Raw genomic sequence first — 13008 nt, forward strand, 5'->3', positions numbered from 1 at the left:
CCCTATCATTAATTTAAAAATAGATCTACAAATTCGTTTACATTCATATTTTCTAGTTTTTCTTCATTTAGACAAACTTCATGAATTTGTTCTTGCTGCTTACTAGAATAATGACCTGCCATATTTGCAGTGAATTTTTGAACAACTTTTGGAATTGCTTCGTCTCTACGGAAACGGTGACCAAGTGGATATTCACATTCCACATTTTCTGTTACAGTGCCATTCTTGAAATGAACTTGAACAGCGTTGGCGATTGAGCGCTTGTTCGGGTCAAGGTAATCTAAACTGTACTGTTTGTTTTCAACAACAACCATCTTATTACGTAATTCATCTACACGTGGATCATTTGCTACTACATCCTCATAATCATCCGCAACGATATCTCCTTTTAATAAACCAATTGCCGTAATGTATTGTAAGCAATGATCACGATCAGCTGGGTTATTTAATGGACCTTCTTTATCGATAATACGAATTGCTGATTCATGAGTTGTAATTGTAATACGGTCAATTTCATCTAATCTTTCTTTAATTTCTGGATGTAATTTCACAGCACACTCTGCAGCTGTTTGTGCATGGAACTCTGCTGGGTATGAAACTTTAAATAATACATTTTCCATTACATAAGACTCTAACGGTCTTGCTAACTTTAATTCTTGTTTATTGAATAATACATCTTGGAATCCCCAACCTGGTGCAGATAATGCTGTTGGATAACCCATTTCACCTTTTAGAGCAGTCATTGCAAGATGAACACCACGGCTTGTTGCATCACCTGCTGCCCATGATTTACGTGAGCCAGTATTTGGTGCATGACGATATGTACGAAGACTAGAATTATCAATCCATGCATGTGATAATGCATTAAAGATTTCTTCACGTGTTCCGCCAAGCATTTTTGCAACTACAGCAGTTGTTGCTACTTTTACGTATAATACGTGGTCAAGACCAACACGATTCAAACTATTTTCTAAAGCTAGTACACCTTGAATTTCATGTGCTTTAATCATCATTTCTAATACTTCACGTACTTTTAATGGTTCTTTTCCTTCTGAAATACGAACACGGCTAATATAATCTGCAACTGCTAAAATTCCGCCTAAGTTATCAGATGGATGTCCCCACTCTGCTGCAAGCCAAGTATCGTTATAGTCTAACCAACGGATCATACATCCGATATTAAATGCACCTTTCACTGGATCAAGCACATATGACGTACCTGGTACACGTGTACCATTTGGTACGATTGTTCCTGGTACAACTGGTCCTAGTAATTTCGTACACTCTGGATATTGTAGTGCTAAAATTCCGCATCCAAGCGTATCAAGTAATACGTAGCGAGCAGTACTGAATGCTTCTGCACTAGTTACCTCTTTATTTAATACATAATCCGCAATTTCTTCTAATAATGCATCTTTTTGTTTAATTTCATTTGTTTTAATCATACTATTCTTCCCTTTCTGTCGAAAATTCGTTATTATTAATGATGGGTGTCGGTCAAACACCCATCTAGCGGGCGGCGCTAACAACTCCCCAGTTGTTCTTATTTACTAAGTACATGTCGCTCGCCAATATAATTAACACGTGGACGGAACAATCGATTGTTCGCATGTTGCTCAATTACGTGCGCACATAGTCCTACTGTTCTAGAGCTAAAGAAGATTGGTGTGTAAAGTTGAATTGGAATACCAAGCATCCAATATACTGGAGCTGCATAATAATCAAGGTTCGGATAAATTCCTTTTTCCTTCTCCATAATCTTTTCTCCAGCTTCACACATTTCATATAGTGTATAATCACCTTTTACATCACATAACTGCTTCAAAGCTTCCTTCATCATCAGTGCTCTTGGATCCATCTTCTTCATGTACACACGATGTCCAAAGCCCATAATTTTTTCTTTGTTATATAATTTCTTCTGTAACAACTCTTCAAACTTCTCAACATTACCAGCTTCTAACAGCATGTACATAACCGCTTCGTTCGCACCACCGTGTAAGCTACCTTTTAAAGATGCAACTGCCCCTGTTAAAGCACCATATAAGTCCGATTGCGTTGATGCAATAACGCGCGCTGTAAATGTAGAGTTTGGCATTTCATGTTCACTATATAAAACAAGGGAACGATCAAAGATCTTCTCCTCAAGTTCAGTTGGTTTTTTACCTGTTAACATATAGAAGAAATTCGCGCTATATGTTAATTCTTGAAGAGGCTGGATTGGCTCTTCATTATTTAAAATATGATAGCTATTCGCTACAATGTTTGGTACTTTGCTCAATAATTTGTACCCGCGGCTTTTGTTTACTTCTAACGAGCGGTTTTCGATATCATTATCGTAACCAGCTAATGCGGACACACCTGTACGCAATCCATCCATCGGGTGCGTTTCTTTCGGTAATGCCTTTAATACGTTGAATACACCTTCTGGTACCGCGTATTCTTCTTTTAATTTCTTTTCAAGTTGTGCTTTTTCATCCTCATTCGGTAGATGTTCTTCCAATAAAAGGTGCACAATATCTAAATACTCTTTTGTTTTTGAGAGTTCGATTAAATCATACCCTTGAATTACAATTTCACCTTTCACTGTGTCAAGAAACGAAATTTTCGTCTCCGCTGCCACTATACCATCTAATCCCGGGGAAAATTTTTCTTCAGCTTTCATCATTATTTCCTCCAATCCTAATAGATCTTCGTGCACATAACTGTAAGCCTTTACAAAATCGTGAAACTACATTTCTATTTCAATGTATCAGAGTTTTTAGAAGATTTCAATTTATTTTATAATGATAAGTTTCCTATACTTTTACCGATGTAACAATACAATTTTTCAAAAATAATTTTCACATTTTATAAAGAAAGGACTGACTTCTTTATATGTCTTATTAAAACAAAATATAAGGATGACTCAGAAAATCCCACAGAATATATCATTCAACCAATTTTTTTAAGAAAATAAAAAAAACGAGCTGTACACATATACAACTCGTTTCTACATGATATTTATTTCACTATCTCATCAATATAATTCTTATATAAAACTTATTTATTTTTAAAAAAGTTATTATTTCACATAATTAAATTGAATTTCTTCCGTTTCCTCATAGTAACATTTAACTAAATGATAGTTTTAAAGTACCAAAGATTATAAACATCTCCCAAAATAGAATGACTTCTTTCTCAACTGACACGATTTCCCCATCTGATTTCTCAGAAACTATCCCTAAAGAATAGGCCGGCTGAATTGAACTATTATTATGTTATCCTTTAACCATTGTAAATCGTTAAGTTCAATTGAAATTTTCATCTTTGTTACTCCCGTTTACGCAAATTCTTTTTTACCTAATCGCTGTTTTACAAAAATGACAAAAATAATGAAAGCGATTAGTCCTGAAATTGCACTACCTACAAATAAAATACGGTAACCAAACATTTGCGAAATAACTCCAAGTAAAATCGCACCAAGTCCAATCCCTAAATCAAATGCAGTAAAGAATGAAGCGTTAGCAACTCCTCTTTTACTCGGATCAACAATTGTAAGCATCGCTGCTTGTAATGCGGGCTGTGCTGAACCGAATCCAACACCGTATAATGCAGCTGCGATAACTACCCCTATTAAACTATTTGAAATCGTTAATACAACTATCGCGATAATCGTAATACATAGTGCCGGGAGTATAATAAATACTTCTCCATACTTATCTAATAGTTTTCCTGAAATTGGTCTTACAATCGTTAAAGCAACTGCATATACAAGAAAGAATGTCCCAGGATTCACATCGATTGAAGATGCAAATAGCGGTAAAAACGTCGTAATTCCTCCATATGCAAATGATAAAAAGAAAACTACAATTGTAATGGATAGAACCGATTTTTCAAACAACTGCATTTTCCCTTTTTCTTTTTGTGGTGTGAATGGCATTTTCGTCATGAACGATAATAGGACTGCCATAAAGGATAAAAGAGTTGCCAACAAGAATAGACCGTGAAATGAATAATGTTGTACAACCGATAATCCAATCATTGGGCCGATTGCCATTGCAATTGTCATAGACATCCCGTACCAACCCATACCTTCACCACGGCGTGAATCTGGAATAATATCAGTTATCGCTGTTCCAACAGCTGTTGTAGAAACAGCCCATGTCACCCCATGAATAACCCGTAAAACAGCTAAAAGAACAATAGTCGATGCTAAATTATAAGAATACATCGTTATCCCAAAAAAGAAGAGTCCGAAAATAATAAAAGATCTTCTCCCATATTGATCTAACATTCCTCCGATAATCGGTCGTATTACAACTGCTGCTATTGTAAACATTCCCATCATAAGTCCAACTTGTGATTCATTGCCACCAATCTCTTTAATAAAGAGCGGGAGCGTTGGAACTAGTAAATAAAATCCTGTAAATAAAAATAACATTGCGAAAGTCATTTGAATAAATGATTTCGTCCATAATCGTTCCATTAAAATTCCTCCATAAATACGTATGTTCTTGCAATTAACACCTCCATTTTACATTTTCTTAGTCCCTTTTCCCTCCGTAAATAGACGTAACTTTTTATAATAAATGGTCCACCATCAATATAAATTGGTCTTACAACTTTATACGTATACATTAGCCTAAAGTCCTATCTATATGTACCTTTATACGCGTGAATAGAATATACTACTTTATTATCACAACTTAGGAGTGATTATGTTATGTGGGTATCTTCAAGAGTGACAGTCGTCGTTCCTTCGACCCCCGAAATACACGTTCCAGCCGTACATACGGCTAGCTCCGATGTAGGAATTGAACTTCCCACAACTTGGCAACAATATCAAATTCCCGGTCAAGTTACCCCATCATTTTGGCATCATGGCACGCATCCAAGTAGTACCACTTTTCATAGCCAAAGTTATCCTCCACTACCTCAGGCTCAAGTTTTTTATCATTTCCCTTCCATTTATTTTCAAAATTTCTACGGTACTTTTAACATTTAAATTCATCCTTGCATAGCTGCTGCATTTTAACGAAAATAATACTTCAAATAAAAAATTATGTAGTAATTTCACATAACAACTATTTAATCCTAAAAACTGCTTACTATAGACTTTTCTGTAGGAAATCAATAATCAACATTTTAATTTAAACGATAAAAAAGCACTTAAGATTGTAATTTTCACAAATCTTAAGTGCTTTTTTGTACTTTTTATCAACTTCTCTTATTGTCCATTATTGACAGGGGCTTCTCCTGCATTCCCGCCAGTATCTGGTTGTGTGGTCGCTGGAGGTGTTGTATTTCCTTGACCACCTCCATTATTTGCTGGAGGTGTTGTATTTCCTTGGCCTCCTCCATTATTCGCTGGAGGTGTCGTATTTCCTTGGCCTCCTCCGTTATTCGCTGGAGGTGTCGTATTTCCTTGGCCTCCTCCATTATTCGCTGGAGGTGTTGTATTTCCTTGGCCTCCTCCATTATTTGCTGGAGGTGTCGTTCCTTGGCCATTTCCATTATTTTGTTCATTTTGTTTCTTTTCTTCTTCTTGTTTCTTTTGCTCTTCTAGTTTCTTTTGTTCTTCTTGCTTCTTCAGTTCCTCTTGTTGCTTTTGTTCTTCTTGTTTTTTAAGTTCTTCTTGTTTCTTTAATTCTTCTTGCTTTTTCTCTTCTTCAGTTTTTTGCTGTTGATCTTGTTTAGGTTGTTCCGTTGTATCCGGTACGCTCGTATTTGGTGAAGAATCACGTTTTTCACCTTTTATACGTAGCTCACTACCTTCTTGAATAACACTACTTGGCATTTTAAATCTTGATTTATCTGTAGCCGTCTTGCTCATCATTTCTTTAAAGATCAATTGTGCAATTTTCGTATTTTTACTACTAATATACTCGTCTTTACCATCTTTCATATACCCAGTCCATACTGCCATCGTATATTGCGGCGTATAACCTGCAAACCAACTATCACGAGTTGCACTTTCTGGAATATTAAATTTCGCTAATTGTTTTGAATCATAATTTGTTGTACCCGTTTTACCAGCTACATCTAAAGAACTAATATTTGCCGCTGTACCAGTACCTGATGTCACTACTGAGCGAAGCATATCAGTAATCATATATGCTGTAGAATCAGCAATAACTTGTTTTGGTTTTTGTCCAAAACTTTGTGACTTGCCGTCTGGATAAACTACTTTCTTAACAAAGTGCGGTTTCGTATACTTTCCACCATTACCAAATGTCGCATAAGCACCCGCTATTTCAGTTGGTGATACTTCGTTTGTACCAATAGCTGTAGATTCTGCTGGCGCTTTTTCAAATGTAATACCTAATTTCTCAGAGAATTCCTTTGATTTATTAAGTCCTACTTCTTTTGCAGTTTTAACTGCTGGAACGTTACGCGACATTTTTAACGCTTCACGCATAGTTATTGGGCCTAAATGACTTCTGTCCGCATTTCGAAGTTCTTGTCCAGTTGAATATTTAAATGGAGAATCATCAATTTGATGATACGTAGCCCATTTTAAGTATTCAATTGCAGGACCGTAATCAAAGATTGGCTTCATAGTTGAACCAGCTGCACGATCTAATTCAATTGCCATATTATGCCCTTTAAATACTGCTTTATTTTCACCGCGCCCACTACCTATAGCACGAACCTCACCTGTTTTCGTATCCATAAATGTGAAAGCACCTTGGAATTTATCATTTGGATAATTAATAATATTTTCATCTAATATCCTATCAGCAGTATTCTGTGCATCTTTATCTAAAGTTGTATAAATTTCTAAACCGTCAGAACCAATATTAGCATCTGGCAATTCTTTTTCTACTTCTTTCACAACTGCATCCATAAATGCAGGATATGGCATTGCTTGTACAGTTGCAGTTTTAAGTCCATCTGTTACTTTAACTTTCGAAGCTTCTTCCATTTCTGCCTTCGTAATATAACCATGTCGATTCATTAATTTTAATACAACATCTCTTCTTTCTGTTGCTCTTTGAATATTGTCCGTTTTCGTTGGATCATAGTTATTCGGTGCTTTCGGTAAACCTGCAAGCATCGCAACTTCTGGTAATGTTAACTCTTTTAATTCTTTACCATAGTAGTTTTGTGCTGCTGTTGCGATTCCATATGAACGGTTTCCTAAATTAATTTTATTTAAATACATTTCTAAAATTTCATGTTTTGAATACTGTTGTTCTAGCTTATACGCTAAATATATTTCCTGAACCTTACGTTTTGATGTTTTTTCCATCGATAAGAAATAGTTTTTAATAACCTGCTGCGTTATCGTACTTCCACCTTGTGAGCCGTAATCTCCTTTAAGACTCACTAACACAGCCCGGGCAGTACCTTTGAAGTCTACTCCGCTATGCTCATAAAAACGTGCATCTTCTGTTGCTAAAAATGCATTTTCTACTAATTTAGGAATTTGATCATACGTAACATTCGTCCGTTTTTCTTTCCCATATTCATAAACCAAATCGCCATTTTTATCATAAATTTTTGAGGATAACGGATTAACAAGTTTTGCTTTCTCAAGTTTTGGTGCATCCTTAATCATTACGAAGAAGGTAGCAACCCCTGCCACTAAACCAACAATACCAAGTAATAAACAAGTAATTAAAAACTTACGAAAGAACGATGTTTTCCCTTTTGGTTTTTGTGTTTTAGAAGCTGGCTGTTTTTTCTTTTTAACTTGTCGTCGCTCCTCTCGAGAACGATAATTTTCTGACATGTTACTTTCTCCTGCCTTTCAATTCTCCCGTTGATTTACTTAAAAATATTGAGGTCACTTTCTAAACTGAATTTCATTAAGAAAGTATATTGACCTGGAGCATTCAATATTTTCCTAATTCACAGATTATAAATTTTAGAATTCTTCTTATGCAAACTATTTTCACTTCTATTTTTCCTAATAATGCTGCCCCTTTAAGCATAGAATGTAAAAAGTGAATTTTTATACCTCGTATAAATAATATACCTTTTTTTCAAATGGTCAATATTTTCTTATTTATAAATCAAAGGTGAAATAAAAATAGCACAACGATATGTACTTCGTGTGAACTTCCTTATTATTACGTATAACAAACATTTAATATATTGCATATAAGTATAATACCTCTTTAATTATAAGGATTTCAACACCACAAACTCAACATCTACAAGAAATAATAAAAAATGAAAAGTGAGGAGTTGCGTAATGATGAAGCTATCTCCCGTGAGTTCAAAAAATATAGTTGCTGTTGGCTATAATCCTTTTTCTATGATTTTACGCATTCAATTAAAGAATGGAATGTATGATTTCTTTAACGTGCCTGAAAATATTTACACCGGTTTATTAAGTGCACAATCTAAAACTAATTATCACAATACTTATATTAAAAATTCTTACCGCTATACTAAAATTTAAACTTAAACAGAATGAAAAAAGAAAGGAGGTAGTCCCCCCTTTCTTTTTTTAATCATTTCACGACTTAGCTATCTTCTATCCCTCTTATTCATTTCATCATATGCTTGAATTTGTTTTTTTAATCTCCGGTCTGCTTTTTTATCATGTACAACTAATATCGCATGTATAACTCCTGGAACCCAAAATATTAATGTTAATATGAAGTTAATGATTGCTTGAAATGGTTTTCCGCAAAATAATACAGCTACAGGTGGTAGTAGAATTGCCAATAAATACATCATCTCTTGAAAACTCCTTGTTTTGTATTTTTTATCTCTATTCTTATATATTCTATTCATATGCCTAAAAACCTACTACTTCAATCTTACCACATATGTAAAATTGAAATTTCCCTACCTTTATCAAATGTGTATTTTCACATATCTATTTTTTCTAATCTTCCTTCTTCCTCTATTATAGTTAATCCAATCGCAGAAATAGAAGTTCCTATCGCTTGTATCCAAACACCAATGAGTGCTATTATTCTCTCATTTTTCTTATCAACCGTACTGTCTTCCTTTTCTATTTCGTTCTTTGATACATTAATAATACCTTGATACGCTTGAAGTCCAGCACCTAAACTTTGCAGAGAATTACCTAATATAATAATTCTCTGTATTGCTTTCATCTCAAGCAAAGCCGCTTCCACTCCTAAAAATGCACCAATCGATTGTAAACTGTTCCCGACAATTATAAGATAATCATTCTCTTTCAATTGTTCATGTATATTAAAATATGTTCCTATTATATTTGATATATTCCCTAATGCTAATAACTCAATGCCCATTTTATCAAGCATTTCAATTTTATTCTCCAAACACATATTTTGATTTTCTCTTTCAGGTTCATCTCCGGTATCATTACTCGCTATAATTTGTAATATATACCCGAGGGCTTGTAATGAGCTTCCTACAATTACAAGATCCGATTCAACTTTCTCTTCTCCAATAAATCCTCTTGTCGTCCCAATAGCCGCTGTAAGATTTCCTCCTACTTGAAACCATGCCCCTGTCACTTTTAAACCGCTTGGATTCATTTTTATCACCTATTTAGAAATTTTCTAGTGCTTTCGAAATACATAAATGGTATCCTCTAACTCATATTTATTTTCTATATGTAATTTTGTGCATTCTATAATGTGCTAATCATACAAAAAAAGCACCTGAAAGGTACTTTTTTGGACAAAGTGTGTATCACTAAAAATATGGCAATTCAATATATATTTACGTACATTCTGGGCATGTCAATGAAGCTCCATTTTTATCTATTGTTATATTTAATATAAATTTAATCGCATTACGTGACCACATTTCAGGTGTGGGTGATTCATTTACATACTGTGGTGCACATGAATACAGCATTGGGGTACTGATACTTCCGCCCGGATCTAAAGCAACAACAGCCATACCATAGGGTAATTCAAGTGCCATAGATTTCGTGATACCTTCAATTGCAAACTTTGAGGCACAATATGGCGCAAGCTCAGCTTCTCCCTCTCGGCCCCAACTAGAACTCATATTAATAATCATTCCTTCTTTCCTAGCTACCATCGCTGGGACAAATGCCCGAATTACATTTACTACACCATTTACGTTTACATTCATTATATTTTCGAATTCTTGAGCGGTTACTTTCCACAGTGGCGCATTTTTATTAACAATCGATGCATTATTTATTAGCAAATCTGGTGCTCTATTTCTATGAAGTATATAATTTGCCCAACTACTTACTTGCTGGGAGTCTGAAACATCGATTATTTGAAAATCATGTATATTACCGTAATATTTTTTCAATTCTTCAATTTTATCTTTTGAACGTCCACAGCCATATATATTCCATCCCAATTCATGAAATCGATCAACCATTGCACGACCTAATCCTTGCGTCACTCCTGTAATCATTACAATTTTTCCAGTTTCGTTTCGTTGCATGTACCTCTCCTCCTTTATAAAATTTTACACTCTCCCTTTTCATTCAGCCATTTACTAAAGTATCAACTCATTTCATACTTTAGTAGGAGTTTTTATGTAAGCAAAAAGAGTAACCATAACAGTTACTCTTGCTTATATATCAAAAAAGTCATTATTCATTTCGTTATTGCTTTTATATTTCCGCTTCTCTTTCCCGCTTCTCTTTCCCGCATTTCTCACACCGATACATAAAAGCTACACGTAGATTACTTCTTTTAAAATCTTCATTATCCTGCATCTTAATAAAACCATATTTATGCTTACAGTGAGATACATCTGAAAAAATTTCAAACCAATTTTTCATCCTAGAACAGTTCACCTCTATGAAAGAATCTTCATCTAGTCTGATTACCTATTTTTATTTAAATTCTCAATCTCATTTTGCAACTTTTTGAATTGTTCAAAATGCATAGTGATAGATTGACTGTTACCATAATCAACACTATGCTTCACAAATAAAACACCAGTGTCATGAAAAATTGCTTCCAGTTCTTTTCTCATGGTTACTTTCATTATATGTGCTGTTTTAATAGCCGATAAAATTGCAATTTCATTAAACTTTAATTTTATTTCATTTGGACAAAATGCTTCTTCAACCAAAATAACTTCATTGCTATAAATAAGCGCAACAAGATTACTTGATTTTGTATCTGTTAAATCTACTTTTTTTATAACATTATTCATTACATTTTGCCTCCTTCGATTTCGTATATATTAATTATACAATTGTTATTATTAATTACTCAACCTTACATTAATTTTAGCATACTTTTATTACGGGATTAAGCTACACTTCAAACGTTTTACTATTCCACAATTTTTGTTACATGAACCATTTGGACTATAAGACCATATAGTAGTGTTAACAAATGATTGTAAAGCGGGTGAAAACTATGCCCTCAGTTGTAGGGAATTTAGTTGTACAAAATAGTAACGGTTCATTTAATTTAGGTGATTTCTACAACGTTTCTCCGAAAGAAAATACGAAGGCTTATAATGGATCTGGTGCTTCAAATGTTGGTTTTGTTGTTAATACTTTTAATGGCGTGAGCGCGACTAATACGTTTGATTCTGACCTTGCAGATCAAAACCAAGTGGGTACAGCCTAATCCTATTTTTTCATCGTTCTGTTTAGGAATTTTAAATTTGTCTATACTATAATCAGGCTGTTACACAGCTATTATTGATTTTTGGAGTACCCTATCTTTTTCTCCCTTTCCCTGGGGCTCAGCAGCTAGTATGAAGCTAGCTGCTTTTTCCTTTCATTATTTATATCCCTCATCTAACATAACGTAAAGGAAGCTAAAATTGAAATTTCAGCTTCCCTTACGTTATTTCAATAATATCAGAAGTATTAAATACGTAAGTTTTATAAAATGCGTCAGTACATATTACACTGTGCTTTAGCGGATTTATATGCACAACTGTCATATAACTTGTAAGGATGTATCCATCTTCAAAATATGTCACCAATATTTCTTTCTCAGACAATAATGACGTTAATAATTTATCAGAAATTCTCTCTTTTGCTTCGTTTGTTAAGAACGGTTTTTGTACTTTAAACTTCTCTACAACAACCTTTCGCATACTTAACAACTGTTCCGACATTACTGTAAATGGAACCCATTCTCTTTCTATTTTCTGCACCTTTACATCATTCATTTCTTTATCTCCTTGATCATTTATCCATTCTATTTCACACATATTGTTCCTCAATTATTCGTTAATAATTGCTAGGCTCATATTTATCCCGCATTAACAGGTAGTGGAGCTCCTACCTCAAAATCCGCTATATGCGAGGAGGTAATACGAAAATCAACTGCCCGTAAACGCTTAATTGGTGAAAGCTAATAAATAACGGACGATGAACACCTCGCTAATTAAAGTTTCACTTTATTTCTTATTCGTATACTATGTACACACACAAGAACATTCGTTCTAATTATACACGAACCTACGTTCTTTTGGAATGATTTAAATTATATTTTTATCCATCATTTATTTTTTCTTCATCAAATGAGCTTTTCACTTCTTATATAATAGGCCGTTCACATATCAACAGAAAAAGCGACTTCATACAAAGAGAAGTCGCTTTTTTCTAATAACGTATATTTCTATATTTACTTTTCTATCCTGACAAGCGTTCTTTCCGGAATACAAATCTCATCTATATTAAAATGATTTATTTTTAATTTTAATTCTCCCACTCGTTCCTGATCTTCATCACCAACCCAACAACTGAATAATTCAAAATAGTCCCCCTCATTTAAATAACCTTCCATAATCGAGCATAAAGCTAATAGCTTTTTTTTAGCATCTTTCTTCTCCTTTTCAATTTGCCACTCAACAAGTTCAATGCCCCAGCTCGTTGAAACTTCATACGTGTAACTTGTTTGAAATTGAAATTCTTGTACAATTTCAAGCATACTTTCATCTGAAAAGCACGATCCAAAAACAATTACATCATTGGAATCTGGATTCGTTAACGGAATTTCTACATTGCACCCTATATAACTTGCTAAACTCATTTTTACTCCTCCAATATTTGTATAAAAAACACTTTATATGAACATTTATCTACTTGAATATAAAATCCCTGCCTAAACTAAA

General features: G+C 34.1%; 13 protein-coding genes and 2 pseudogenes. 3 read left to right on the forward strand and 12 right to left on the reverse strand.

The annotated features are described in order from the left end of the window. Nucleotides 1-8: 8 nt before the first annotated feature. The 4 genes and pseudogenes from prpD to ILT06_RS17990 all read right to left on the reverse strand — a co-directional run bounded on the left by prpD (nucleotide 9) and on the right by ILT06_RS17990 (nucleotide 4465). A complete protein-coding gene (gene prpD, locus ILT06_RS17975; RefSeq protein ID WP_064477299.1) occupies nucleotides 9-1445 on the reverse strand; it encodes a 2-methylcitrate dehydratase in 1437 nt (478 codons plus the stop codon). Between the two features lie 98 nt (nucleotides 1446-1543). Beyond that, nucleotides 1544-2665 (reverse strand): citrate synthase, encoded by a 1122-nt coding sequence (gene mmgD, locus ILT06_RS17980; RefSeq protein ID WP_064477300.1) that lies wholly within the window; start codon nucleotides 2663-2665, stop codon nucleotides 1544-1546. A 396-nt stretch (nucleotides 2666-3061) separates the two neighbouring features. Next, a pseudogene (locus ILT06_RS17985) lies at nucleotides 3062-3304 on the reverse strand (HesB/YadR/YfhF family protein). Between the two features lie 15 nt (nucleotides 3305-3319). Beyond that, nucleotides 3320-4465: an MFS transporter gene (locus ILT06_RS17990; RefSeq protein ID WP_222655342.1), complete on the reverse strand. Its 1146-nt coding sequence runs from the start codon at nucleotides 4463-4465 to the stop codon at nucleotides 3320-3322. Between the two features lie 237 nt (nucleotides 4466-4702). Between ILT06_RS17990 and ILT06_RS17995 the strand changes: the two genes are divergently transcribed. Next, the gene (locus ILT06_RS17995; RefSeq protein WP_098112212.1) at nucleotides 4703-4984 is read left to right on the forward strand and encodes a hypothetical protein; all 282 of its coding nucleotides are present in this window, start codon (nucleotides 4703-4705) and stop codon (nucleotides 4982-4984) included. A 222-nt stretch (nucleotides 4985-5206) separates the two neighbouring features. Here the strand turns inward: ILT06_RS17995 and ILT06_RS18000 are convergent, their stop codons facing one another. After that, complete coding sequence (locus tag ILT06_RS18000) at nucleotides 5207-7714, reverse strand: PBP1A family penicillin-binding protein (RefSeq protein ID WP_222655343.1); 2508 nt, start codon at nucleotides 7712-7714, stop codon at nucleotides 5207-5209. Nucleotides 7715-8179: 465 nt separating this feature from the next. Between ILT06_RS18000 and ILT06_RS18005 the strand changes: the two genes are divergently transcribed. Continuing rightward, complete coding sequence (locus ILT06_RS18005) at nucleotides 8180-8389, forward strand: KTSC domain-containing protein (protein ID WP_000977083.1); 210 nt, start codon at nucleotides 8180-8182, stop codon at nucleotides 8387-8389. A gap of 68 nt (nucleotides 8390-8457) precedes the next feature. Here the strand turns inward: ILT06_RS18005 and ILT06_RS18010 are convergent, their stop codons facing one another. The 5 genes and pseudogenes from ILT06_RS18010 to ILT06_RS18030 form a co-directional block, all read right to left on the reverse strand. Beyond that, a complete protein-coding gene (locus ILT06_RS18010) occupies nucleotides 8458-8670 on the reverse strand; it encodes a YqaE/Pmp3 family membrane protein (protein ID WP_064477304.1) in 213 nt (70 codons plus the stop codon). 134 nt (nucleotides 8671-8804) lie between these two features. Next, nucleotides 8805-9464, reverse strand: a complete 660-nt coding sequence (locus ILT06_RS18015) for a DUF6944 family repetitive protein (RefSeq protein ID WP_222655344.1) — start codon at nucleotides 9462-9464, stop codon at nucleotides 8805-8807. A gap of 187 nt (nucleotides 9465-9651) precedes the next feature. Beyond that, the gene (locus ILT06_RS18020) at nucleotides 9652-10359 is read right to left on the reverse strand and encodes an SDR family oxidoreductase (protein WP_064477306.1); all 708 of its coding nucleotides are present in this window, start codon (nucleotides 10357-10359) and stop codon (nucleotides 9652-9654) included. A gap of 132 nt (nucleotides 10360-10491) precedes the next feature. After that, nucleotides 10492-10702 (reverse strand): annotated as a pseudogene (locus ILT06_RS18025) (hypothetical protein). A gap of 44 nt (nucleotides 10703-10746) precedes the next feature. Next, complete coding sequence (locus ILT06_RS18030) at nucleotides 10747-11082, reverse strand: hypothetical protein (RefSeq protein WP_064477308.1); 336 nt, start codon at nucleotides 11080-11082, stop codon at nucleotides 10747-10749. Nucleotides 11083-11291: 209 nt separating this feature from the next. Here ILT06_RS18030 and gerPF point away from each other — a divergent pair, with 209 nt between their 5' ends. Next, on the forward strand, nucleotides 11292-11507 hold the full coding sequence (gene gerPF / locus ILT06_RS18035) for a spore germination protein GerPF (protein ID WP_001141565.1): 216 nt from the start codon (nucleotides 11292-11294) through the stop codon (nucleotides 11505-11507). A gap of 217 nt (nucleotides 11508-11724) precedes the next feature. Here gerPF and ILT06_RS18040 read toward each other — a convergent pair whose 3' ends face one another. Then, nucleotides 11725-12060, reverse strand: coding sequence for a YolD-like family protein (locus tag ILT06_RS18040; protein WP_064477390.1), 336 nt, complete (start codon nucleotides 12058-12060; stop codon nucleotides 11725-11727). A 458-nt stretch (nucleotides 12061-12518) separates the two neighbouring features. Then, on the reverse strand, nucleotides 12519-12926 hold the full coding sequence (locus ILT06_RS18045; RefSeq protein WP_064477309.1) for a hypothetical protein: 408 nt from the start codon (nucleotides 12924-12926) through the stop codon (nucleotides 12519-12521). Between the last annotated feature and the right edge of the window lie 82 nt (nucleotides 12927-13008).

Origin of the sequence: Bacillus sp. 17RED48 (assembly GCF_019837545.1) — a bacterium.
GTDB lineage: Bacteria > Bacillota > Bacilli > Bacillales > Bacillaceae_G > Bacillus_A > Bacillus_A wiedmannii.